The sequence below is a fragment of the Peteryoungia aggregata LMG 23059 genome (assembly GCF_030814435.1).
GTDB classification, from domain to species: Bacteria; Pseudomonadota; Alphaproteobacteria; order Rhizobiales; family Rhizobiaceae; genus Allorhizobium; species Allorhizobium aggregatum.
The window spans coordinates 1-24,444 of record NZ_JAUSUW010000024.1 but is presented as its reverse complement, the minus strand read 5'-3'; the positions used below and the strand labels follow the sequence as shown (position 1 = coordinate 24,444).

18 protein-coding genes are annotated in these 24,444 nt (G+C 60.0%); 6 read left to right on the top strand and 12 right to left on the bottom strand.

Translation table 11 applies throughout. The features are described 5' to 3' along the window. Positions 1–136: 136 nt before the first annotated feature. From bmt to J2045_RS22800, 5 genes are all read right to left on the bottom strand, one after another. Positions 137–1,156 (bottom strand): betaine--homocysteine S-methyltransferase, encoded by a 1,020-nt coding sequence (bmt, locus tag J2045_RS22820; protein WP_307377667.1) that lies wholly within the window; start codon positions 1,154–1,156, stop codon positions 137–139. Positions 1,157–1,284: 128 nt separating this feature from the next. Beyond that, positions 1,285–2,337 (bottom strand): quaternary amine ABC transporter ATP-binding protein, encoded by a 1,053-nt coding sequence (locus tag J2045_RS22815; RefSeq protein ID WP_307377665.1) that lies wholly within the window; start codon positions 2,335–2,337, stop codon positions 1,285–1,287. Continuing rightward, a complete protein-coding gene (locus J2045_RS22810) occupies positions 2,330–3,244 on the bottom strand; it encodes an ABC transporter permease (protein ID WP_307377663.1) in 915 nt (304 codons plus the stop codon). Before J2045_RS22810 ends, J2045_RS22815 begins: the two co-directional genes overlap by 8 nt. A 219-nt stretch (positions 3,245–3,463) precedes the next feature. Further along, on the bottom strand, positions 3,464–4,462 hold the full coding sequence (locus J2045_RS22805; protein WP_307377660.1) for an ABC transporter substrate-binding protein: 999 nt from the start codon (positions 4,460–4,462) through the stop codon (positions 3,464–3,466). Between the two features lie 658 nt (positions 4,463–5,120). Beyond that, entirely contained in the window at positions 5,121–5,249 is a 129-nt protein-coding gene (locus J2045_RS22800; protein WP_281409121.1) for a hypothetical protein, read from the bottom strand. Between the two features lie 241 nt (positions 5,250–5,490). Here J2045_RS22800 and J2045_RS22795 point away from each other — a divergent pair, with 241 nt between their 5' ends. Continuing rightward, positions 5,491–6,945, top strand: a complete 1,455-nt coding sequence (locus J2045_RS22795) for a cobyric acid synthase (protein WP_307377657.1) — start codon at positions 5,491–5,493, stop codon at positions 6,943–6,945. Between the two features lie 8 nt (positions 6,946–6,953). Here J2045_RS22795 and J2045_RS22790 read toward each other — a convergent pair whose 3' ends face one another. From J2045_RS22790 to J2045_RS22770, 5 genes are all read right to left on the bottom strand, one after another. Then, positions 6,954–8,189, bottom strand: a complete 1,236-nt coding sequence (locus J2045_RS22790) for an RNA polymerase sigma factor (protein ID WP_307377654.1) — start codon at positions 8,187–8,189, stop codon at positions 6,954–6,956. Between the two features lie 3 nt (positions 8,190–8,192). Continuing rightward, a complete protein-coding gene (locus J2045_RS22785) occupies positions 8,193–8,537 on the bottom strand; it encodes a YciI family protein (RefSeq protein ID WP_307377653.1) in 345 nt (114 codons plus the stop codon). Positions 8,538–8,549: 12 nt separating this feature from the next. After that, positions 8,550–9,146, bottom strand: a complete 597-nt coding sequence (locus J2045_RS22780) for a hypothetical protein (protein ID WP_307377650.1) — start codon at positions 9,144–9,146, stop codon at positions 8,550–8,552. Between the two features lie 135 nt (positions 9,147–9,281). After that, entirely contained in the window at positions 9,282–9,407 is a 126-nt protein-coding gene (locus J2045_RS22775; protein ID WP_307377647.1) for a hypothetical protein, read from the bottom strand. A gap of 133 nt (positions 9,408–9,540) precedes the next feature. Continuing rightward, positions 9,541–9,663 (bottom strand): hypothetical protein, encoded by a 123-nt coding sequence (locus J2045_RS22770; protein WP_281409119.1) that lies wholly within the window; start codon positions 9,661–9,663, stop codon positions 9,541–9,543. A 624-nt stretch (positions 9,664–10,287) separates the two neighbouring features. Between J2045_RS22770 and J2045_RS22765 the strand changes: the two genes are divergently transcribed. From J2045_RS22765 to J2045_RS22745, 5 genes are all read left to right on the top strand, one after another. Then, positions 10,288–18,192, top strand: coding sequence for a calcium-binding protein (locus J2045_RS22765; RefSeq protein ID WP_307377645.1), 7,905 nt, complete (start codon positions 10,288–10,290; stop codon positions 18,190–18,192). Positions 18,193–18,197: 5 nt separating this feature from the next. Beyond that, positions 18,198–19,913 (top strand): type I secretion system permease/ATPase, encoded by a 1,716-nt coding sequence (locus tag J2045_RS22760; protein WP_307377643.1) that lies wholly within the window; start codon positions 18,198–18,200, stop codon positions 19,911–19,913. Next, a complete protein-coding gene (locus J2045_RS22755; protein ID WP_307377640.1) occupies positions 19,910–21,220 on the top strand; it encodes an HlyD family type I secretion periplasmic adaptor subunit in 1,311 nt (436 codons plus the stop codon). The genes J2045_RS22760 and J2045_RS22755 overlap by 4 nt, the downstream gene beginning before the upstream one ends. A gap of 273 nt (positions 21,221–21,493) precedes the next feature. Further along, complete coding sequence (locus tag J2045_RS22750) at positions 21,494–22,075, top strand: hypothetical protein (RefSeq protein ID WP_307377637.1); 582 nt, start codon at positions 21,494–21,496, stop codon at positions 22,073–22,075. 9 nt (positions 22,076–22,084) lie between these two features. After that, entirely contained in the window at positions 22,085–23,038 is a 954-nt protein-coding gene (locus J2045_RS22745) for a hypothetical protein (RefSeq protein ID WP_307377633.1), read from the top strand. Between the two features lie 401 nt (positions 23,039–23,439). Here the strand turns inward: J2045_RS22745 and J2045_RS22740 are convergent, their stop codons facing one another. Both J2045_RS22740 and J2045_RS22735 read right to left on the bottom strand, forming a co-directional pair. Next, positions 23,440–23,739, bottom strand: coding sequence for a DUF6615 family protein (locus tag J2045_RS22740; RefSeq protein WP_307377630.1), 300 nt, complete (start codon positions 23,737–23,739; stop codon positions 23,440–23,442). Next, a partial coding sequence (locus J2045_RS22735) for a restriction endonuclease subunit S (protein ID WP_307377628.1) occupies positions 23,736–24,444 on the bottom strand: 709 nt, incomplete at its 5' end. The genes J2045_RS22735 and J2045_RS22740, both read right to left, overlap by 4 nt.

The following is a 24,444-nucleotide window of genomic DNA, read 5'->3' as shown; positions in this document are numbered from 1 at the left end:
CAAGAGCCGTCTGTTCGGGAGCAGGTTTCTTCAACATGTCCCAGTGAATCATAAACCCCTGGATGTGACCAGGGGTTTGTCAGCAGTCTGAGGGCGCCTTCAGGCGCCCTTTTTCGTTGTTGCTCTCTGATGGAGATCAGTTGCCGCGGCGACGCGGGCGTCGGCTGCTTTCCTGCGCGCCGCTTTCGTCTGCGGTCTTGTTGCGCAGCGGCCCGATGCGATCGACGATCACCTCCAGCGTCGGGCGTGGACCGGGCGTATAGTCGTCGAGCGCCTTGCGCATGGCAGCCAGGTGGTCACACGACGTCCCGCAGCAGCCGCCGATGATCTTGGCGCCGGCATCGCGGGCGAGGCGAGCGTAGTCCGCCATCAGCGGCGGCGTGCCGGAGTAGAAGATCTCCGCGCCCCGGAATTCCGGAATGCCGCAATTGCCCTTGACGATCACGACCGCCTCCGGGTTCGCGCCGGTCATGTCGAGCAGACTTTGCAGGATGTCGGAGGCGCCCACGCCGCAATTAGCGCCAACCGCCAGCGGACCGGCGCCGATGTCGGGTGCAACACCGTGAATGTCCTTCGGATGCAGTCCCATCATCGTCTTACCGGCCGTGTCGAAGGAACCTGTAAACGTGTAGGGCATGCCGACCTTGACGGCAGCTTCGGCCGCCGCGCGGATTTCATCCGCCGATGACATGGTCTCGATCCAGGCAACATCGGCACCACCGGCCTTGAGGCCCTCCATCTGCTCGACGAAGGCTGCGACCGCATCCTCATAGGACATCGTGCCGAGGGGGATCAGCAACTCGCCGGTCGGGCCGACGGAACCCGCGACGATCACCTTGCGCGGCGCCTTATCGGCGACAGAGCGTGCGATTTCGGCCGCCTTTTTGTTGAGCTCATGGACCCGGTCCTGGGCGTGGTGCAGCTTCAGGCGGTGGCGGGTGCCGCCAAAGGAATTGGTGAGGATGATGTCGGCGCCAGCATCGACGAAATCCTGATGCAGCTTGACGATCTTTTCCGGCTGCGCCTCGTTCCAGAGTTCGGGTGCTTCGCCGGCTTCGAGACCCTGCGCGAAAAGATTGGTGCCGGTGGCCCCATCGGCGAGCAGCACGCCCTTTTCGGCCAGCAGTTCGGAAAGCGGATTGGACGGGGTTGCCATGGCGGTTCCTCTCTTTGTCATGCTGATCATATAAAGAAGTCTTTATATGGTTTCAATCTCCAAAACGACAACGGCCCCGCACTGCGCGGGGCCGTTGAGCCGCATCTCCCTTGAGGGAGAGAAAAACGCTACTCCGCCGCGAGCTGTTTGTCTTCGTGGCTCTTCGGCGTAACCATGGCGGAGATGATCTGCTGCAGGTCCGCGCGACCGATCGGCGTGCCGGCATCATCCGTAACGATTGTGCTCGACTGGCGTGCATCCGTCATGATCCGGGCTGCCGCTTCCAGAACCGTGCCGCCGGGTAGGGCAAGCCCTTCGCTCGGGCCGGCGACAGGACCCATGATCGTATCGAGACGGATCACGCGGCCGCGGTTCACTTCCTTGACGAAGGCGGAGATGTAGTCGTCGGCCGGTTGCAGGACGATCTCCTGACCGGTGCCCTGCTGGATGACTTCGCCGTCGCGCAGGATCGCGATCTTGTCACCGAGCCGCAGCGCCTCGTCCAGATCGTGGGTGATGAAGACAACCGTCTTCTTCAACTCCTGCTGCAGGTCGAGAAGCACCGTCTGCATGTCGACGCGGATGAGCGGATCAAGCGCCGAATAGGCTTCGTCCATCAACAGGATGTCGGCATCGTTGGACAGCGCCCGCGCCAGACCGACACGCTGCTGCATGCCGCCTGACAGCTGGTTCGGATAGTGGCTTTCGAAGCCGGAGAGACCGACGCGATCGATCCAGCGGCGACCGATATCTTCGCTCTTCGAACGCGGAATGCCCTGGATGTCGAGGCCGTAGACAGTGTTTTCCAGCACGGTGCGATGCGGCAGCAACGCAAACTTCTGGAACACCATCGCCGTCTTGTGGCGGCGGAACTCCCTGAGCTCCAGGGGGCTCATCCGACAGACATCGACGCCATCATAGAGCACTTCGCCCGATGTCGGTTCGATCAGGCGGTTGATGTGGCGGATCAGCGTCGACTTGCCGGAGCCGGAAAGGCCCATGACGACAGTGATGCCGCCACCCGGCATCTGGATGTTGATATCCTTGAGGCCGAGCACATGCCCATGGGTCTCGTTGAGCTCCGCCTTCGACATGCCCGCTTTCACCTGGTCGATGAATGCCCCGCCGTTCGGCCCGAAGATCTTGTAGAGATTGCGGATCTCGATGTCGTGACTAGCCATGGACGACCTCCGTATGGCGCTGAAGACGCTTGCCATAGGCCTGGCTGGCGCGGTCGAAGATGATGGCGATGGCGACAAGCGCGAAGCCGTTGAGGAAGCCGATCGTCAGGAACTGGTTGGAGATGGCCTGCAGAACGTTCTTGCCGAGGCCACCGACGCCGATCATCGAGGCAACGACGACCATGGCCAGCGACATCATGATGGTCTGATTGATGCCGGCCATGACGGTCGGCAGAGCCAGCGGGATCTGCACGTTCATCAGCTTCTGGCTCGGCGAGGAACCGAAAGCGTCAGCCGCTTCCAGGACTTCCCGGTCGACGAGCCGGATGCCGAGATTGGTCAGGCGGATCATCGGCGGCACGGCATAGATCACGACGGCGATCACGCCTGGCACCTTGCCGATCCCGAAGACCATGACGACCGGAATGAGATAGACGAAGCTCGGCATCGTCTGCATGACGTCGAGGATGGGATTGACCACCGACTGTGCGCGATCCGAGCGCGCCATCATGATGCCGATCGGGATGCCGATGACGATCGCGAGCAGGGTGGATACGGTGACGATCGCCAGCGTGACCATGGTGTCTTCCCAGAGGCCGACAAAACCTATGAACAACATGCCGATGATGGTCAGCGTCACGATGCGAAGGTTGCGGCTGGCGAAATAGACGATCAGCACCATGACAGCGAGAATGATGAACCATGGCGTGTTGACGAAGAGCGCCTCAAGCCAGTTCAGAAAGAGTTGCAGCGGATGCATCACGGCATCAATCACGTTGCCATAGGCACGCACAAAGCCTTTGAAACTGTCATCGACACTTTTGCGCACGCCGCGCATCACGGTGTCATCGATTTCCGGGAACCTGCAGAGCAGTTCCGGCAGGTAGTTGCATAATGTCGAAGCCATCTCGTTCCCCTTGTCGACCCTCGCTCTTTGTGGCGTCCGAAACGCTGCGATGGGTCCTGACGGCGATGCCATGTTCCCGAAGCGAGAGGCTAGTCGAGTTCCGGAAGGGAATTCATGCCGTCTGCGACGTCGGGAGTCGTTGAATGGCGTGATGCGGCATGCCGCTTCGCAGAAAGGGTGGCGGGCCCAAGGCCCGCCACCTGTTGGCAAAAGTCAGGCTCAGAGAGCGGCCTTGACCTTCTCGGCGACTTCCGGAGCGACCCAGGTGGTCCACATGTCCGGGTAGGTTTCGAGGAAGTGCTTGGCGCCGTCCTCGTTGGTGCCCTGGTTGTCTTCCATCCAGGCGAGAACCTTGCCGACAGTCGCATTGTCCCACTTGCGGGTCTTCACGTAGTCCATGGCAACGCCGGCCTTTTCAGCAAAGCCCTTGGTCACGACGGTGTAGACGTCGGAAACCGGATAGGCGTTCACCTTCGGATCGGCGCAATCCGGAACGGCCGTGCAGGCATCCCAGGAAGCCTTGTCGTGTTCCACGCCGAAGGACAACTTGACCATCTCGTATTTGCCGAGGATGGCGGTCGGGGCCCAGTAGTAGCCAAGCCAGCCCTTCTTGTTTTCAAAGGCATTGGCGATCGAGCCGTCAAGGCCGGCAGCCGAGCCGGTGTCGACGAGTTCGAAGCCCTTATCCTTTGCGCCAAGCGCACGGTAGAGGTTGGCGGTCGAAACCTGGCAGTTCCAGCCCGACGGGCAGTTGGTCACGGCAGCCTTGGTCGGATCTTCCGGAGCCGGGAAGAGATCGGGACGCTTCAGCGCATCCTCGACGGTCTTGATGTCAGGGTTGGCGTCGGCGATGAACTTGGGGATCCACCAGCCTTCAACGCCACCGTCGGACAGCAGCGGGGCAGCCTGGATCAGGCGGCCTTCGGCAATCGCCTGATCGAGAGCGGTGCGCACGGCATTGACCCAGAACTCCGGAGCCATGTCCGGCTGGCCCTTTTCGTTCATCGAGGCGAAGGTCGGCATGGTGTCGCCGGTAACCACGGTCACCGTGCAGCCATAGCCGCTTTCCAGGATGATCTTGTCGACATAGGCGGCAACGCCGGCCGAGGCCCAGTTCATTTCTGCGATGGAGACATCGCCGCATTCGGCAGCCTGGGCAGAGCCCGCAACTGCGTAGAGACCCGCGGCGAGAATGGTGGAAGCGATCAGCTTCTTCATGGAGTTAAGACCTCCCAGTCTTATCTTGCAGCGTTCATCGGGAAGGGCAGGGACGGCTACTGCGGACCGCTCTGCCAATTTGCTCTTCATTGCAGATGTCGACCGGGGCGCGTCACGCCGGTTCGGCATCCATGCGACCGGGCCTTGTCATGAGGGGCTTGGTACCCTGTCGACCGCGTGTCACGACAAGCAGCCTACGTCTTTGGTTTTGAAAATCAACCTCCGCCCGCCAGCACCCTTCCGTGCGATGTCGAACGCAAACCCTTGGTGCGACTGATTTTGCCGCAATTTGGCGGTCGCAAGACAGCGAACCGCTCAAACTACCGGCACCAGTGTTTGGCGGAACGCAACGGCGATGAGATCGCCGTCCCAGATGAGACTTCAACTGTCCCAACTGCGGCAATGTGTCGGGCCGGCGCGGCAATTCGCGAGCCTGCAAAAAAAAATGAAAAAATGCGTGTGATCAAACGGTGCTAACGATCCGGTAACATCTGTAACGATAGATGAAGGGGCCGACGCATTCATGTCGGTTGCGCCCCGGATCGAGTATTGCGTCCCGGGGCGTTTTGTTTTTGGGACGCCGGATGCTCGCTCGTCGACAGGCCGAACAACAAGCGCAACGAAACCTTGATCCTATGCGCGAGCAGCCGTGGCTGCCTTATCCCTTCTTCGTCGTCACAGGATTCCGCGGCTCGCGGACTTCCCAGCGAGCGACAGACTGGATGTTCGGCGCGCGACCGTTCCAGGCGATGGCGAGACTATTGCGGTTCTGCAGGATGTAGAGCATGGGTGTTTCCTGAAAATGGCCGCGCCTCTTCGGGGCGCTGGTTTCGGCCTGCAAATAATCATGCAGGCGAGCCGACGCCAGAGCGCAAACCGTCATCACGTGTCGCAAAAGCGCTACTCAAGGCCAAATGGCCGCGACAGGCTGCCGCAGTGTCGCTTTTGCGGATACTTCGGCGGTCGAAATGCGGCAAGACCATGGAAATCCGGCGAACTTTGCCGTGGCGGAAACAGGACAGGATACGATGGCACGAACGATCATGTTGCAGGGGACAGGGTCGGATGTCGGAAAGACGATATTGGTTGCGGGCCTCTGCCGGCTGGCATCGAACCGGGGCCTGACGGTGAGCCCCTTCAAGCCGCAAAACATGTCGAACAATGCCGCTGTCTCCGATGACGGAGGCGAGATCGGCCGGGCCCAATGGCTTCAGGCGCTCGCGGCGCGAACGCCGTCGTCCGTTCACATGAACCCGGTCCTCCTCAAGCCTCAGAGTGAAACGGGCAGCCAGATCATCGTGCAGGGCAAGGTCTTCGGTCAGGCCAGGGGGCGGGACTACCAGCGCCTGAAACCGCAATTGCTGGGCGCGGTCATGGAGAGCTTCGCGACAGTCGCAAACGGTCGCGACCTTGTGGTCGTCGAAGGCGCAGGATCGCCGGCCGAGATCAACCTGCGTGCCGGTGACATTGCCAATATGGGCTTTGCAACGCGCGCCGGCGTTCCGGTCGTGCTCGTGGGTGATATTGACCGGGGAGGGGTGATCGCCTCGCTCGTCGGAACGTATACAATTCTGGGCGAAGAGGATCGCAACCAGATCGTCGGTTATATCATCAACAAGTTCCGCGGCGACGTGACGCTCTTCGATGACGGGATCAGGGCGGTCAACCAGTTTACCGGATGGCCCTGTTTCGGCGTCGTGCCGTGGTTGAAGGCGGCCGGTCGACTTCCGGCAGAAGATTCGGTGGTTCTGGAACGTCTGGTGAAGGGAAGTGGCGGCGCATTGAAGGTGGCGGTCCCGGTTCTGTCCCGGATCGCCAATTTCGACGATCTTGATCCGCTGTCCGCCGAGCCGGAGGTCGACTTGGTCTTCGTCCGGCCGGGTGATCGTCTACCCCCTGACGCCGGCCTGGTCATCCTGCCTGGGTCGAAGTCGACGATCGCAGACCTTGAGGAATTTCGCGCCCGGGGCTGGGACCGCGACCTCCAGACCCATGTCCGGCGCGGGGGGCGTGTGATCGGTATCTGTGGCGGTTACCAGATGCTTGGCCGCAGCGTCGCCGATCCCCTCGGTCTTGAGGGTTTTCCGCGGGCGGTCGAAGGCCTCGGCCTGCTCGACGTCGAAACAGTCATGGCGGCGGAGAAGACCGTCCGCAACAGCAAGGCCCACTCACTCGAGCATGATGTGCCACTAACGGGTTACGAGATTCATCTCGGGATCACGCAAGGACCCGATACGGTTCGGGCTCCGATTGTCATCGACGGACGCGCCGACGGTGCGGGGTCGGCGGACGGCCGGGTGATTGGCACCTATCTGCATGGTCTCTTCACCGGCGACGCCTATCGCCGCGGTCTTCTGGCGAGCTTCGGCATCGACGGTGGCGGGATGAACTACCACAGCATGGTGGACGAGGCTTTGGACGAACTGGCAGCCGAGCTCGAAGCGCGCCTGTCGCGTGATTGGCTTGAACAGCTGCTTGGCTGAAGCGGCCCCTATGCGATCAACGCCGAGCGGCGATCGATCAGATGGCGCCGGCTTGCGGCGTCTTCGGTGAGGGCAATCGCCTTGTCATAGGCGATTGCCGCTTCGGCCGCGCGGCCTGTCTGCCCGAGCAGATGGGCGCGGGCGGCCCAATAGGGCTGGTGAAAACGGCAGCGATCCTGAGGGGCCTGGTCAAGCAGGTTGATCCCCGCCTCGGCACTCTCGATCTCCGCGACCGCGATCGCATGGCCGATCAGGGCTCCGAGGGTAGGGGAATGGACGAGCAATCCCCGATATAGATGCTCGATCGCCTGCCAATCTGTCTGACCTGTATGGTGGCGTGCGACATGCACCGCCTGGATGGCTGCCTCATAACCGAAACGGCCGGGCGCACCGCAAGCGCCGGCCCGGCGCAGGCTTTCTTCGGCCTCGGCAAGCAGGCGTTCATCCCAGAGTGCCGTATCCTGATCGCGCAGCGGCACATAGCCAAGGGTGCTGGCGTCCCGGCGGGCGGGCCGACGGGCCTCGGTGAACAGTCCGAGCGCCAATAGGGCGAGCGCCTCGCCATTGTCGTGGGCGATTTCCGCAAGCAGCCGCATCAGCCAAAGGGCTTCATCGATGAGGTTGCGGCCGTGGTCGCTCGCCGAGAAGGTCAGGTCCCAACCCAGGCTGTAGGCGCCGTAGACGGCAGTGAGCACTGCGCCGATGCGCGGTTCGATGTGGTCCCGTTCGGGCAGTTCGAACCGCAATCCGCTTTCGGCGATGCGGGCCTTGGCGCGAGACAGGCGTTGCCCCATCGCCGATGGGGATACAAGGAAGGCGGAGGCGATGCGGCGCGCGTCGATGCCGAGGACCACCTGCAGCATGAGCGGAGTATGCATGGAAGGATCGATGGCGGGGTGGGCGCAGACGAACAGCAGCCGCAACCGGTCGTCGGGAATCTCGACGTCGCCACCCGCGAGGCGCTCGTCTTCCATAAGCAGCCATCGCTCCGCACCCTTGGCCGCCGTCACCGCCCGACGCCAGCGGTCGGCATCGATCCGGCGCGCGGTGGTGATGAGCCAACCTTCCGGATTGGCCGGTACACCGTTTCTGGGCCAGTCGATGATCGCCCGCAGAAGGGCCTCGCCCAACGCGTCTTCCGCTCCAGCAATGTCATGCGAGCGCACGGCCAGCGAGGCGACGAGCTTGCCGTAGCTTCGGCGTGCAACGCCCTCGGCTGCCCTGCTGGCCGTGTCGACGCTCACGCATCAGCCTCCGAAGAGGGGGCGCACCTCGACCGCTCCGGTCGAGGCCGCCGGATTGCGGGCCGCCCACTCAAGTGCGGTGTCGAGATCCGGCACTTCGATGATGTAGAAGCCGCCCAGCTGCTCCTTCGTCTCGGCATAGGGGCCATCATGCAGGTCCCGGGTTCCGTCGCGCAGGCGCACCGTCGTCGCAGTGTGGGATGACAGCAATGCCCCGCCCCCCACCATGATTCCGGCCTCCATAAGGGATCGGGTATAAGCCCCCCAGGCCGGGCCGTCCGGATCGTTTTCCGGTTTCCGATCGGCATGATTGCCCGCTGGCACATAGTTCAGGATTGCGTAGCGCATGTCTGCCTCCCGTCACTGCTTGACCACGGCCGGCAGCAGCGCTGTTGGCCGGCGCTCAGCTGTGCACATGTCGTTATCCTCTGGCCGGACGCCGAAGTGCAAGCCGTCCGTGGACAGCGCGAGCAGGTCGTGATCCTCGCGGCAGACGGACACCGGCTTCCATGCGGCGCATCCCGTGGCGGAAATGTCGACCTCGACGCCGGTCTTCAGGCCGCAACCCGCCATCCCGAAGGCCTCGACAACAGCCGGATCCGCCGTGAGCAGCGTAACATACTTGACGTCCTCGAAGAACAAGGCTTCGAAGGCGCCGGGTACCGTGGTGGAGGCCTCTTCGATCCGATAGGGCCCTTCCGTGCGGAACCGGAAGGTCTGCATCTTCATCTCGGGATCGAGCGCGTGGGTGAAGACGAGGCTCCAGGCCCCGTCATGGAAATGGAAGCTGCGTGTCCCGTAGCCGCCATACCAGGCTTCGGGTGCCGGGCTTTCATAGGCTCCGTTGAGGGACTGGAGTTCGGCCCGTCCTGCATTGGGCTTCAGGGCCATGGCGCCGTGTGCGCCGGCCAAAAGACAGGTCGCCGACAGGGCGCAGGTGAACAGGGACTTCATCATGGTGCTCTTCCTTCGTGGCTGGAGGGGGCGCTCCAATGCGCCTTCCCATGCCATTGACGGGCGAGAACCGGAGATTTCGACAGGAGGCCGAGATTTCTATGGGAAATCCTCGGCAGGATTGCTGTGGCCCAGCCTTCAGCGGGACTCTGGAACATCCATGGGAGACGCCATGAGGGCGCCGCCGCCAAGCGAGTTGTTCTGATGTTTGAAGGCCAGAATGCTGAGCACCGAGGCGATCAGTATGATGAATATATATCGCATTGTGTTTGCTCCTGCCGGACCACCGGCAACGAGATTGCGGCAAAAGCGGTTCCAACCCCGCGCCTTTCCACCCCAGCCTTGATGCAAGACCCTGATGTGTTGCCCACGGGCCACAATCCGCTGGCGATGGACCTTAGCCGGTCGCAATTTCCGACGGCGAGGCCGTCAGCCGGCCGGTGCCGAGCGAATTCTCCGAATACTTGATCGCCAGAATGCTGAACAATGCCGCAATCATCACTGCCACCATGACGCGCATGGATTTACCCCCTGCCACGAGCCTGGTTCAGAATAGGACGAGGGTCGTTGGAGATCGGCTAAACCGATCGATAGAATGCGAGCGATCGTGCGGAAATTCTGTCTAGTCTAAAGAAAAGGCTGCCGGCTGCAATCGTATCGTGAGTTTCTTGGGCCGCAGAGGGGGCAGGTGTTCCGGTCAAGGAAGGGAACACGATCACCGTCTCGAGTGGATCAAACACGCGAAACGACCGGAGACACCACAGATGCAGATCGATGTGGCAGCAAGACTCGCGGACGAGAACTTGCGCCCAAACCAGTCTCGCTGATTGGTGATCTCGGGTGTGGTCGAAGCGACAAGCCGTGTCCGCAACATTAGTGCAATCTAAAGTTGCCAGCATTTCACACCTCACTTCTTGGATTGCGGCGTCGGGACCTTGAAGGCAAACTCAAGGCACAATCGAATCCACTGGTTGCCTCGCATCGCTCTGCCAATGGCTTCTCTTCACCGTCAATCGTGGTTGCGCAACCATTCATTCATCGCATCAACCAAGGAATACCGTGGCCGTCCGAACTCGCCCTGCGGGATCGGCTGAGCCTCAGCTTTTCTCAGTCACCAGACCGTTTTCAATAGGAGATTGCACTCATGGCCATCGTCACTGGAACCTCGGACAACGACATTCTCACGGGAACCGGCGACCCAGACGAACTCTACGGCCTTGCGGGGAATGATACGCTCAACGGGGGCAATGGAGATGATTATCTGGTCGGAGGTGCCGGGGCCGACATCCTGACGGGGGGCGGCGGGATCGACACGGTGAGCTATGCGACATCGTCATCTGCGGTGTCGATCAATCTCGATGCAGGCACGGGCAGTGGCGGGGATGCCGAGGGGGATAGTCTGATCGGTGTCGAGCGGGTGATCGGCTCTGCTAATGACGATGTGCTTGTTTCCATCACGGGCTCCAGAGTGCTGATCGGCGGTACCGGAAACGACGTCTATTTCCTTGGGACGCAATCGACGACGGTCATTGAGGATGCTGGAGGCGGTGATGACGAGATAATCGTAAATCGCACCTTCAGTATTGCTGAATACACGCATATCGAGAGGCTGACCTACACAGGAACTGCCGGCGCAAGTCTATGGGGCAATGAAGGTGATAACATTATCACCGGCGGCAGCGGAAACGACAATCTTTGGGGAAACGGCGGTAACGACGTCCTCCTAGGGGGGAATGGTGACGATAGACTTTATGCGGGTTCCGGAACTGATGTGCTGGATGGTGGGGCCGGCCAAGACCTCGTCTCGTACGTGAACGCCAGTGCCGTCACCATCAACACGAAGACAGGGGTTCATGCGGGTGACGCTGCCGGTGACGTGTTTTACGACATTGAGACCTTCGCTGGGTCTAATCAGGATGACATTTTCATCAGTGGTGACGCGGCGGACAGCTTCAACGGATTGGGTGGATTTGACACGGTAGACTATTCAGGCTCCTGGAGTGGCGTCAACGTTGATCTGGTCAATGGAACGGGGACTGGCGGGGATGCTGAAGGGGATAGTTACTCTCGCATCGATCAGGTGATCGGCTCGCAATACGATGATGTCCTGAGCGCTCCGGGGCGGAACAATAACAACGACGAACCCGACATCGTGCTTGCTGGCGGGATGGGGGATGACGTCTATATTGTTTCGGATTCCGGTGTCAGCGTCGTAGAGCAAGCTGGTGAAGGTAATGACGAGATCTTGACTTCGTCTCACTACGCTATGGACCCGTCGGCTGATGTAGAGAGGCTAACTTACATCGGAACTGGCAATACTTCGCTGAGCGGCAGCAACAGTAGTAACACGATCACAGGCGGCGCGGGGAGCGACCAGATTTCTGGAGGCGGGGGAGACGACCTGCTTATTGGGCTTGATGGCAATGATGGCTTGCACGGAGACGACGGAAACGATCATCTTGAAGCTGGCGCCGGTGATGATCGTCTGGTCGGAGGGAGTGGTGCAGACATTCTTGATGGCGGTGACGGGTTTGACCGAGTCGATTATGACGGAGCCTATGCCGTCACCATTAACTTCTTGACCGGTCTCCACTCCGGCGCTGCTGTTGGAGACACTCTCATCTCCATCGAGGCCATCATGGGGTCGCGGGGTGCTGACACCGTCATCAGCGGTGGTGAGGCCGTTTTCTTCGATGGTGGCTCGGGGGTCGATACCGTCGATTACTCCAGTTCCTCTTCAGCAGTCGTTGTCACGCTTGGGTCCGAAGGACACACGACAATCGGTGCAGGCGGAGACGCCGAGGGCGATCAGTATCTTGATGTGGAGCGCGTGATTGGTTCCGATTTGGACGATACTTTATCATCTTCAGTCGCGGGGCACACATTGGCGGGCGGAGGCGGTGACGATACCTATATCGTCAATGGCTCGACAAATGTGGCAATCGTCGAGGAAGGAGATGCGGGGACGGATGAGGTCCGGGTGGTCGCATCGTATACGCTCGGCGCCAATCTCGAAAACCTTACGCATGTCGGCACAGGAAACGTTACTCTGACAGGTAACGAGGCAAACAACGTAATTGTGAGCGGCGTGGGGAATCAGAACCTGCTCGGAGGGGCCGGGGATGATGAGTTGCGTGCTGGCGCTGGTGACGACGTCCTGACGGGTGGCGCGGGGGCCGATCTTCTTGATGGCGGCGCCGGCTTCGACTACGCCAGATATCTCGGTTCCACAGCTGTCAGAATTGACTTGAAGACTGGACTGCATACCGGCGAGGCTGAGAACGACACGTTTGTTTCCATCGAAGGTTTCATCGGATCGAGCTTTGCCGATACCTTTGTCAGCGGCGCCGAAATGGTCAGCTTCGATGGTTCTGCCGGTGTGGACACCGTCGACTACTCAAGTTCCATGGCAGCCGTGACTGTCAGCCTTGGGGCTGCCGGGGTCACGACGACGGGTGTCGGGGGCGATGCCCAGGGCGATCAGCTCGTGAACATAGAGACGGTGATCGGATCCGCCTTCAACGATACACTGTCTTCAGCCATTGCCGGGCATTCGCTCATGGGTGGTGCCGGGAACGACGTCTACATCATCGGAGCTTCAACGGTGACGGTCACGGAAGCGGCCAATGGCGGTGTCGATGAAGTGCGAACTTCGACAGGACCCTATACACTCGGGCAGAATCTGGAAAACCTGACCTATACAGGCACGGCCAATGTCACGCTGACCGGCAATGACCTCAACAACATCATCACCAGCGGAGACGGAAACCAGATACTGGTTGGCGGTGCAGGCGACGACCAGCTCATCGGCGGGAATGGCAATGACACGCTCAGAGGCGACGCCGGAAACGACACCTTGCTGGGCGGCGCTGACAACGACATCCTCATCGGGGGTGCAGGCGCGGATACGCTCAACGGCGGAGCAGGCTTCGACAATGCAAGCTATGCCGGTGCTGCGGCAGTCGCGATCAACCTGAAGACCAGCGTTCACACGGGCGAAGCGGCGAATGACACGTTTGTCGGGATCGAGGGCTATATCGGGTCGAGCTTTGCCGACACCTTTGTCAGCGGCGCAGAGATGGTCGTCTTTGACGGTGCTGCCGGTGTGGACACCGTCGACTACTCAAGTTCCATGGCAGCCGTGACTGTCAGCCTTGGGGCTGCCGGGGTCACGACGACGGGTGTCGGGGGCGATGCCCAGGGCGATCAGCTCGTGAACATAGAGACGGTGATCGGATCCGCCTTCAACGATACACTGTCTTCAGCCATTGCCGGGCATTCGCTCATGGGTGGTGCCGGGAACGACGTCTACATCATCGGAGCTTCAACGGTGACGGTCACCGAAGCGGCCAATGGCGGTGTCGATGAAGTGCGAACTTCGACAGGCCCTTATACACTCGGGCAGAATCTGGAAAACCTGACCTATACAGGCACGGCCAATGTCACGCTGACCGGCAATGACCTCAACAACATCATCACCAGCGGAGATGGAAACCAGATACTGGTTGGCGGTGCGGGTGACGACCAGCTCATCGGCGGGAATGGCAATGACACGCTCAGAGGTGACGCCGGCAACGACACCTTGCTGGGCGGCGCTGATAACGACATCCTCACCGGCGGTGCGGGTGCGGATACGCTTAACGGCGGTGCAGGCTTCGATTATGCGAGCTATGCCGGGTCTTCTGCGGTGACCATCAACCTGAAGACCGGTGTGCATACGGGTGAAGCGGCGAATGACACGTTTGTCGGGATCGAGGGCTATATCGGATCGACGGCGGCCGACAGCTTCGTCAGCGGCTCCGAAGTGGCGCTGTTTGACGGCGACGGCGGAGTGGACACCGTCGACTATTCGAGTTCCTCGGCAGCTGTGACTGTCAGCCTCGGCGCGGCTGGCGTGACCACAACGGGTGTCGGAGGCGACGCCCAAGGAGACCAGTATCTCGACATCGAGCGGGTCGTGGGCTCGGCCTTCAACGACACGTTGTCATCTGCGGTCTCCGGCCACACACTGGTCGGCGGCGCCGGGAACGACATCTATGTGGTCGGTCATGCAGGCGTGACCGTGACCGAAGCCACGGATGCCGGCACCGATGAGGTGCGCACGACGCTTGCGACCTACACGCTCGGTGCCAACCTCGAAAACCTGACCTATACGGGAGGCACGACAGCCACTCTCACTGGCAACTCGGCGAACAACGTCATCTCCGGTGGCGGTGGCAATCAGACCATGTCCGGCGGCGCCGGTGACGACCAGCTGCTGGGCGGCGCCGGTGACGACATCCTCATCGGTGGGGTCGGTGGCGACGCTCTCGATGGCGGTGCAGGCTTCGATTATGCGAGCTATGCCGGGTCTTCTGCGGTGACCATCAACCTGAAGACCGGTGTGCATACGGGTGAAGCGGCGAATGACACGTTTGTCGGGATCGAGGGCTATATCGGATCGACGGCGGCAGACAGCTTCGTCAGCGGCTCCGAAGTGGCGCTGTTTGACGGTGATGGCGGATTGGACACCGTCGACTATTCGAGTTCTACGGCCGCTGTCACCGTCAGCCTCGGCGCGGCTGGTGTGACCACGACGGGTGCCGGGGGTGATGCCCAGGGCGACCGGTATCTCGACATCGAGCGGGTCGTGGGCTCGGCCTTCAACGACACGCTGTCATCTGCGGTCTCAGGCCACACGCTCGTTGGCGGAGCTGGAAACGACATCTATGTGGTCGGTCATGCAGGCGTGACCGTGACCGAAGCCACGGATGCCGGCACCGATGAGGTACGCACGACGCTTGTGACCTACACGCTCGGTGCCAACCTCGAAAACCTGACCTATACGGGCGCTGTCAACTTTCAGGGCAACGGAAACAATTTGTCCAACATCATCACTTCGCAGGGTGGCGCAGACACACTCTACGGGTACGAGGGCAACGATACCTTCATCGGGGGAGCCGGTGTCGATTCGATCTTCGGGGGGGGCGGGTCTGATACGTCCAGCTACTTCAATTCGAACGCGGCCGTTTTCGTCGATCTTCAAGCCCTGACTGCCATAGGCGGGCATGCACAAGGTGACGTCCTCAACAGCATTGAGAATCTCGTAGGCTCGGCGTTCAACGATAGCCTGGTTGGAGATTCAGGTTCCAACCGATTGTCCGGCTTGAATGGAACCGACATCATCAACGGAAACGGAGGCAATGACTGGATCGACGGGGGAGCGGGTGCCGACATAATCGACGGCGGCGCAGGCATAGATACCCTGTCTTACAGCGCGTCTTCAGCCGCAGTAACGATTGACCTGGCTACAGATGTTCATACGGGCGGTGACGCGCAAGGCGACCAGATCTCACTGGTCGAAATCATCGAGGGTTCAAGTTTTGCGGACACTTTCGTTGGGGAAAGCGGGTTTACGCTGCGCGGTGGCCTGGGTGACGACACCTATGTCATCGACATGGACAACGTCGTCATCGGCGAGAATTTGAATGAGGGCAACGACACAGTTCGAGTTTCCGTCGCCTCCTACACGCTGCAAGATCACATTGAAAATGTCGTCTTTACTGGTGTCGGCTCCTTCTCGATCGTGGGGAACGCTGCCGACAACCTGCTATGGGGAGGAGGGGCTGCTGACTCCCTCTCTGGCGGCGCTGGCAACGATACGCTTGTGGGTGGTGCCGGAGGCGATACCCTGAACGGTGGCGTTGGTATCGATACCGCTGACTATTCCGGCTCGTTTGCTGCTATTTCTATCGATCTTGCCAACGGCACCGGATCGGGCGGCGATGCCGAGGGCGATACCTTTAGCGGCATCGAAAAGCTGATTGGAACGACGTTTGACGATGTCTTCGTCAGTGGCGCCGCAGGCAATCATTTCGTGGGCGGCAGCGGAAACGATATCTATCTGGTCAACCATGCCGACGTGATTGTTGAGGAACTCGCCTCGCAAGGTGAGGATGAGATCCGGACGACGCTGTCGACATATTCGATTGCCGGTAACGCAGCGATCGAGCGTCTCCGATATACCGGGGCGTCGGATTCCAGTCTGACTGGTAATGCTGGCGCGAACGTTCTTATCGGTGGAAGCGGCAATGACGTTTTGATCGGTGGAGCAGGCGCCGACCAAGTCATCGGCGGAGCCGGTTCAGATTCCGCGAGCTACGCGAATGCGGCAGCAGCCGTGACTCTCAACTTCGTGACCGGTATCCACACCGGTGACGCTGCGGGTGACGTATTCGACGGCATTGAGGCGTTCATCGGCTCCAATCTCAATGACACGTTCTTCCTGTCGGCAGGTGCAGAACGGGTCAATGGCGGCGCCGGAAGTGACATTGCAAATTATTCGCTTTCCTCTTCTGCCGTCGCAATCGATCTGACTGCCAATATTCACTCCGGCGGCTTTGCTGAAGGCGACGATCTTTCCGGTGTTGAGCGCGTGGTCGGTACGTCCTTTGGCGACACGCTTGCCTCTGCTACGTCAGGGCATGTTCTGACGGGTGGAGCGGGTGACGACATCTATGTTATCAGCGGCAGTGGGGTTTCAATTGTCGAATCTGCTGGCGGCGGGGCAGACGAAATTCGCACCTCGGTTGCAAATTACTCTATGGCGGGCTTCAGCAATGTGGAGAAGCTCACCTATACCGGCACGTCCAATGCCGTGTTGACCGGCAATGCAGGCAACAACACCATTGTCGGCGGTCTGGGGAATGACCGATTGGTTGGCGGCGCAGGTGCAGACCTTCTGATTGGCGGAGCCGGAGTCGATACGGCCAGCTATGCCAACGCCGCCAGCGCCGTGACCATCAACCTGCATTCGGGCACCCACCTTGGGGATGCGGCCGGAGATGTTTTTGACAGCATCGAGGGCTATCTCGGCTCCGCGTTTGAGGACACTTTCGTCGGCAATTCGACCGGCAACACGTTCAATGGTGGTTCCGGTGTCGACACAATCGACTATTCAAGCTCAACCGAAGGGGTAAATGTCAACCTGACGACGAACAGTCACTCGGGCGGTCACGCTTCCGGCGACAGTCTCGTCAGTATCGAGCGGGTGGTCGGGACCGCATTCGATGACATCATCGCTTCGGCGACGGCGGGTCACATGCTTGAGGGTGGGGCAGGAGATGACACATACCTGATCGGAGATCATGGTGTGATCGTGAATGAGGCTGACGCATCCGGGCTCGACACCATCATTACATCAGTCGCCAGTTATTCCATCGCCGGTACGACCGGGATTGAGCGACTGACATATAATGGATCCGCCGCCGCAAATCTGGTCGGCAATTCTGGGGATAATGTCCTGACCAGTGGTGCAGGAAACGACGTCCTTGAGGGCGGCGGCGGCGACGATGAGCTTAGAGGCTCCGTCGGCGACGACACCTATGTCTACTCGAGAGGGGACGGAAACGACCGAATCATTGAAGATCCTGCTGCGGGGGCGACTGATCAACTAATCTTTCAGGATATCAGCTCTACCGAGGTACAGGTGCAGCGCCTTGGCAGCGATCTTCGGCTTCAAATTCCAGAAAGCTATGTCGGTGTGGGTGACAGTGGATCCATCGTCATCGTGGGTGCCTTTGCAGAGGGCGACCACGCGGGTATCGACACCATCGTGTTTGCTGATGGCGTGATCTGGTCGACAAGCGACATTCAGGCGCTTGTGCTCAACGCAACCTCCACAGAGGGCGATGATCTGATCGAAGGCTTCAGCGGTGCCGATGTCATTGACGGAAAGGCAGGAGCGGACGTCATCTTGGGTGCCGACGGCAATGATGTGATCGATGGTGGCTTGGGCGACGACATCATCAGCACGGGCTCTGGCAACGACACGATCGTCTTCCGTCCAGACTTCGGTGTCGACACCGTCTCCGATTTCCAGGCCGGAGCGGCGTCGGACGATGTGATTGAGTTCGCCGGTGGGCTGTTCACCGACTTTGAGGCTGTTCTTGCATCTGCGACAGAAGTGGGCAGTGACACGATTATCAGCTATGATGCCCACAACAGTATCACTCTGAAGGACGTCGCGCTGTCCTCTTTGCATCAGGACGACTTCCGGTTTGTGGCATGAGCTGAATGACAAGCAGTAGTCCCGACATCGTGCTGAGGCGGCCATTGGTCGCCGCAGCTTTGAAGCAGCTGCGGTCGACGTTTTTGACGGTCGCGGCCGTGAGTGCCGTCACCAACCTGCTGATGCTGACCGGTCCCTTGTTCATGATGCAGGTCTATGACCGGGTGCTGGCGAGCCGCAGCGTGCCAACGCTGGTAGCGCTGTCGTTGCTGGCCATCGGGCTCTATCTGTTTCTCGGGGTGCTGGAGCTTCTGCGCTCCCGGATCCTGACGCGCGTCGGACAGCGGATCGAGGAAAACCTCGGGGACGCCACCTTCCGCGCGGTGATGGTTCTGCCGCTCAGGATGTCGCGCAAGGAAGCTGTGTCACAACCGATCCGGGACCTTGAGCAGATCCGGCAGTTCATGGGCGGGCCGGGGCCTGTCGCGATTTGCGACATGCCATGGCTGCCGCTTTATGTCGGCATTCTCTTCCTCTTTCATCCGCTTCTCGGCTGGCTCGCCATTGCCGGCGCGGTGGTCCTGATTGCGCTGACGATCACCAGCGAGTTTCTCTTGCGCAATCCCATGCGGCGTATTGCGCAGTTTGCAGCCGCCCGGGCGGAGTTTCTTGAGGCTGGGCGGCGCAATGCCGAGGCCCTGCAGGCCATGGGCATGCGCGGTGCCTATACCGCCCGCTGGCGCGAGGCGAATGCGGAGTATCTGGCGGAACAGCAGCGAACGGGCGATGCGACCAGCAGCTTCTCGACCACATCCAAGATCTTTCGGCTGGCGCTTCAGTCCGCAGTGCTTGCCCTCGGTGCGTGGCTTGCGATCAATGGGATGGCCTCTCCCGGCGCGATGATCGCAGCCTCAATCCTGACCGCACGCGCATTGGCGCCGATCGAACAGGCGATCGGCCAGTGGCGGGGCTTTGTCAATGCAAGGCAGGCACGTGATCGGCTTTACAAGCTTCTGGAGCAGTTTCGCGAGGATGTTCCGCGCATGGCGCTGCCGAGGCCGGCGACCTCTTTTGCTGTTGCCGGCCTGACCGTGGTTGCGCCCGGCGCCAACACGCCTGTTGTCCGCGACATCAGCTTCAGCGTCAGCGGGGGGCAAGGTGTGGGGATCATCGGTCCCAGCGGTTCGGGCAAGTCTTCGCTCGCGCGGGCGCTGGTTGGTATTTGGCCGCCTGCGAGAGGTAGCGTTAGGCTGGATGGCGCAGAACTCGACCAATGGGATCCCGAGGCGCTTGGTCCTTCCATCGGCTATCTGCCGCAGGGCGTCGAACTCTTCGACGGGACGATCGCCGAGAACATCTGCCGCTTTTCAGCTGATGCACAGCCGGAGCAGATCATCGAGGCGGCGAAACTTGCCGGCGTCCACGAACTGATCCTGTCGATGCCTGATGGGTACGATACACGGATCGGCGCAAGCGGCGCGATCCTCTCGGCCGGCCAGCGGCAGCGGGTCGGTCTTGCGCGCGCGCTGTTCGGCAAGCCGTTCCTGATCGTGCTCGACGAGCCGAATGCCAGCCTTGATGCGGAAGGTGAGACAGCGCTGACACACGCCATGCTGGCCCTGCGGGAAGCGGGATCCATCGTCATCGTGATCGCGCATCGGCCGAGCGCGCTGGCGGCGGTCGATCAGGTCCTGGTGGTGGCGCAGGGCGCGATGGTCACCTTCGGGCCGCGCGACGAGGTGTTGCGCAAGACAACCATGCGGGCGGTGGCCGAGAAATGACCGACAGGCAAAGCATGACGCCAATTGCGCGTTCGATCCGCACCTATTCGCTCCTGGCCTTTCTCACCATGCTGGTGTTGGTGCTCGGCTTCGGCGGCTGGGCCGCGACGGCTAAGCTGTCAGGCGCCGTCATCGGTCACGGCGTCGTGGTGGTGGATGGCAATGTCAAGAAGATCCAGCACCGCGCCGGCGGCATCGTCGGCGAGATCCTTGTCCGCAACGGAACCCGCGTTGCGGAAGGCGACCTGCTGATCCGGATTAACGATACGATCACGCGCGCCAATCTTGCCATCGTCACCAAGCAGATCGATCAGCTCGCTGCGCGACGTTCGCGGCTTGTCGCTGAGCGAGATGGGTTGGCGGCCATGGCGACAGGCGAGACGACCCGTCTCGACAAAACGGAAGATGTGCAAAGCTACATCCGCGCCGAGCAGGCGCTGTTTGCGGCACGCCGGGAGACGCTTCAGAGCCAGCAGAGCCAGCTCCGGCAGCGGATTGGTCAGATCGGGCAGGAAACCGATGGGCTGACTGTTCGGCTCAGGGCGAAAGAGCAGGAACTGTCCTGGGTGGAGCAGGAACTCGTGCGGGTGCGCAGCCTGAGTGGCCAGCAGCTCATCCAGTTCAACCGGCTTGCCGAGCTGGAGCGGCTGAAAGCGCAGCTCGATGGAGAGCGTGGCCAACTGATTGCGGAGATTGCCCGGGCCGGAGCGCGGATCACGGAGACCGAGCTGCAGATCCTGCAGTTGGACCAGGATCGGCGGACCGAAATCGTTACCGAGCTTCGCGATGTCGACAACAAGCTCGCGGAACTCGAGGAGCAACAGATCACCGCCGAGGATGAGCTGAAACGGGTCGAGATCCGCGCCCCCCAGGACGGGATCGTGCATGAGCTTGCCGTGCACACGATCGGTGGCGTCATCGGGCCCGGCGAGACGGTGATGCAGATCGTGCCCAGCAACGATAGCCTCGTCGTCGAGGCGCGGATCATGCCGGCCGATATCGACCAGCTTCATCCAGGTCAGGATGCCGTCTTGCGCTTTTCCGCCTTCAACCAGCGTACCACGCCTGAAGTCTTCGCCAAGGTGGAAACGGTCGCGGCTGATCTCGTCACCAATCCGCAGACGGGCGAGGCCTGGTATTCGATCCGCATCCGGATCCCGGCAGAAGAGATGGCAAAGCTCGGAAACCTCACCCTGCTCTCAGGCATGCCGGTGGAGGTGTTCGTCAAGACAGGCGACCGGACGGCGATGTCCTATCTGCTCAAACCGCTGTCGGACCAGTTGGCGCGGGCGATGAACGAGGACTAGAGAACTGTCTGTCTTTCATGCCTTGGTTCACAGAGCAGCGAGACAGGAAAGTGCTCGTTCTGTTTCCGTTCCCTCTAGCTGCTAACGTCCTGGCTCCGTTCATCACCTATGCCAGCGGATATGATTGCGAGTGGGCGTCGAAAGTTCATGATTAACTCGGGGCTATTCAATCCGTAGAAATATAGATCTGGCTGGCTTTGTGAACGGCAGACTGGAAAATCTTAAGAGAATGAGGCATTCTCAACCCGGCCGGGTGTTGTAGGGACTAGGCGGGTGAAAGAGTTTATTGGCAAGCTGCGCGCGCTGATTACTGACAATCCTGTCCTGATTGCGGCGGGAGTGCTCCTTGCCTTTTTCAATTCTGTCAATGGAATCATGCAGAAGATTGCCAGCCCTGTCCTGCGTGATGGTTTCATTGTCCTGTTAGGCATAGTTACTGCCGCGCTGCTTGTGCGGTATTATGTGCACACTGCGCATCCGAGCTTTACTCACGCCCGTGACAAGTTGAAAGCAAATCCCTGGCGGTATGCAATTGCTGAGACATGGGTGGCGCTGTCGATCACTGTCATCCTCCTGGTGGTGATATTGGCGGCCGTTTCCGTACCGGCACAGGCGCTGGCCACCCATGCCATGCCACCCTACACGGCTGTGGCTCACCAAAAGCGCCTGCCCGCTGAATGCCGGAAATGCCCGATTTTGATAGACGGCTCTGGACGACAAACCGGATCTGATTGCCTCAAAACGGATCCTGGCGGTGTGGTGAATGTCAATCTGGACAGATGGCGCGACTATAGGCCGGTGAAGATCAAAGCGATCTGCACCAACGGAAGTTCAACGGAAGTCAACTTGGACTAGAGTTGCTACATGCTAAGAAACCCGTGCCTGAAACTAGCGATCCTGTTTGCCGCTCATTTGGTCCAGTCCTCTCAGAGCTTCGCGCTGGATTTACCCGAATGTGAGCCGGAAGCGGGGAGCGCAACGCTCGAGTTTACGACCAGCTTCCGTTTCATAAATGCGGCCTTCAATCAGCCGGACTTTCTATTGAGCCTCAGTTCAAGCGCCAAGTCCTGGAACGATGGTACCGAAACTCACTTTGCCTATGGCGTACCCGGCACATCTTTAGAAGAAAACGGCGCGCTCTACACCCGTCACTGTCTTCTCTTGGACGCATTGGAAAGACTGGACCGCGCCCCGCAATCAATAACCGTCACGTTCGGGCCACGGGAACTGGAATTGACTTTGATAGGACTTCAAAAGGAACTCGATGCGGCGCGCGCAGCTCTGGCGGCCAACCCCGGTCACTCGGTGGTGCTGCGCGAGCCTCAAGTGATCGAAATTGATCCGGCCACCGATCCAGATTGGGTGTCGATAGATCGAGCGCAACTCGTGAAGCTTTCCGATGGCAGGCGAGCTCTGAGACTGAAGTTACACAACAACGGGAAGACACGCACCCAACCAGCTAGCCTGCAGCTCGCCGCTGCTGAAGACGGATGCATGCTGGCTTCGATTGGTGAGATCGTTCACGTCAACGTCCGCTTCCGCATGGCTGGAGGGGGACTCGAAGCGCTGGTGAACGATCCGGAGTATGGCGACGAGCAGGTAGCCGATATCGCCACCACTACGGACGCATGTGGCTATTTAAGCATGCGATTTCAGCTCGCCACAATTCCCTCTATGCCACCCGGCGAAGCGTTGAGCCTCAACTTCATCTTCGACGCGGTGGACGACCAACCCTTCTGGGAGCAGTTCAAATATGTCAGGATGTCGTTCGAGAACGACAGCTTTTGGCCACCTCACACATACATTGATGTCCACTAGCGACGCAGAGTAGTTCAACTTCCGGTTCAAAATCTCGCTTGTCAGGCCGAAGATCGACGTATTTAGTGAAGAAATGTAAGTGGCGCCGTTCCGCCGCACTTGATGGCAGCTATTCATCTATCATCAATCTCCCGGACTGGACTGGCGCCTCCCGGCCCCATTACGTCTTGTTCATCCCTTGTCGTTGAATCCGGCACTATCTTTCAATTTGCCAAGCAATTGTTTTCTCGAACTATCAATTGCGGGTTCCAGGCGAACACTATGCTGTCGTGTGCTGTCGAGAGATGAGGTTTGGCTTGTCTGGTGCTAGAGTTTCGTCGGCGCAATCGTATCGGAAATGTAGTAGCGGAATTTTTCGGTAAGCCCAATCAAGCCTGGTCAATGTGCGAGGAAAACATCGCTTACAGTGGAACGAGTTTTCCGCCATCCCATTTTTCGTTCAGCCGCTTGGCTTGGATGCGAAGGCCGAGCCATTCCCCGCTCTCGATATGCCAGAAGTCAAGATCCAGATCGCCACCGGTCTTGGCTTCCGGTGGATACTCAATCACCAGATTCGGGCCAGCAAAAGCTGCAAGCGAAGCTGTGAACGTATCTGTCAGCGTTTCCTCCCGGAAGCGACCTCTCTTCAGTTTGCTCTCGCTATCCAGAAGGGCTCCGATAAGACCCGGCAGTTTTGTCGCGAGTTGACAAAGCGTTGTCATCCCTTCGCTCCCCGTCCACGCTTGCCCTTCGGTGACGCCTCGCGCTCGGCGCGGATGCGGGCGAGGAGGTGTTCGGCAGGTTCATCGTTTTCGTCCTGGGGGACCAGTTCGCCGCGGAAGGCTTTGGCCAGGATCGCCTCGTCCAGCCGGGCCACCAGCTCCAGCGCGCGCTTTGCCTCTTTCGCCAACCGATCGATTTTGGCGAAGGCGGATTCGATGCGGCGGACGATTTCGTGTTGCTCTTCGATGGGTGGGACCGCGAGCGCGAACTCATTCAGCTTGGACGCACTGATGTTGGATTGGCTTACGCCATCCGTCTTGGCGTTCCATGAAAATTCACGGCCGGACGGGCTGTTCAGAGCGTAAGTGAGATAGCGAGCGTCCAGATGGGGCCCAGCGACGATCCTTATAAGATATCCGGCAAAGATCGCGTCGCGCTCGCCGTTATACATAGCCGTTTTGCCAACCAAGGCTGGACTATTTGTTCTGTTAAAAAGGACGTCGCCCGGGACAAGTCGATACTTTTTAATCTCATCCTTGTCGTCCGTGTATACCAGATCCGCCCAATCGAGCTTACCGTTTTGAATATTGCCCATCCTAAGAACGGGAATGTTGATTTCCACTGAGAGCTGACCCGGCGTTTCCACCGAGAATTGACCCGCCTTTAGGTATCGTTCGTGTTGTTGGTCTGGGTCAAGTTCCTGC

Excerpts from the sequence above, each read along its gene's own strand:
- bmt (WP_307377667.1), bottom strand. The coding sequence starts at position 1,156 with ATGGCAACCCCGTCCAATCCGCTTTCCGAACTGCTGGCCGAAAAGGGC.
- J2045_RS22770 (WP_281409119.1), bottom strand. The coding sequence starts at position 9,663 with ATGCGCGTCATGGTGGCAGTGATGATTGCGGCATTGTTCAGCATTCTG.
- J2045_RS22745 (WP_307377633.1), top strand. The coding sequence starts at position 22,085 with ATGCTAAGAAACCCGTGCCTGAAACTAGCGATCCTGTTTGCCGCTCAT.
- J2045_RS22760 (WP_307377643.1), top strand. The coding sequence starts at position 18,198 with ATGACAAGCAGTAGTCCCGACATCGTGCTGAGGCGGCCATTGGTCGCC.
- J2045_RS22740 (WP_307377630.1), bottom strand. The coding sequence starts at position 23,739 with ATGACAACGCTTTGTCAACTCGCGACAAAACTGCCGGGTCTTATCGGA.
- J2045_RS22765 (WP_307377645.1), top strand. The coding sequence starts at position 10,288 with ATGGCCATCGTCACTGGAACCTCGGACAACGACATTCTCACGGGAACC.
- J2045_RS22795 (WP_307377657.1), top strand. The coding sequence starts at position 5,491 with ATGGCACGAACGATCATGTTGCAGGGGACAGGGTCGGATGTCGGAAAG.
- J2045_RS22780 (WP_307377650.1), bottom strand. The coding sequence starts at position 9,146 with ATGATGAAGTCCCTGTTCACCTGCGCCCTGTCGGCGACCTGTCTTTTG.
- J2045_RS22800 (WP_281409121.1), bottom strand. The coding sequence starts at position 5,249 with ATGCTCTACATCCTGCAGAACCGCAATAGTCTCGCCATCGCCTGGAAC.
- J2045_RS22805 (WP_307377660.1), bottom strand. The coding sequence starts at position 4,462 with ATGAAGAAGCTGATCGCTTCCACCATTCTCGCCGCGGGTCTCTACGCA.
- J2045_RS22775 (WP_307377647.1), bottom strand. The coding sequence starts at position 9,407 with ATGCGATATATATTCATCATACTGATCGCCTCGGTGCTCAGCATTCTG.
- J2045_RS22810 (WP_307377663.1), bottom strand. The coding sequence starts at position 3,244 with ATGGCTTCGACATTATGCAACTACCTGCCGGAACTGCTCTGCAGGTTC.
- J2045_RS22755 (WP_307377640.1), top strand. The coding sequence starts at position 19,910 with ATGACCGACAGGCAAAGCATGACGCCAATTGCGCGTTCGATCCGCACC.
- J2045_RS22785 (WP_307377653.1), bottom strand. The coding sequence starts at position 8,537 with ATGCGCTACGCAATCCTGAACTATGTGCCAGCGGGCAATCATGCCGAT.
- J2045_RS22815 (WP_307377665.1), bottom strand. The coding sequence starts at position 2,337 with ATGGCTAGTCACGACATCGAGATCCGCAATCTCTACAAGATCTTCGGG.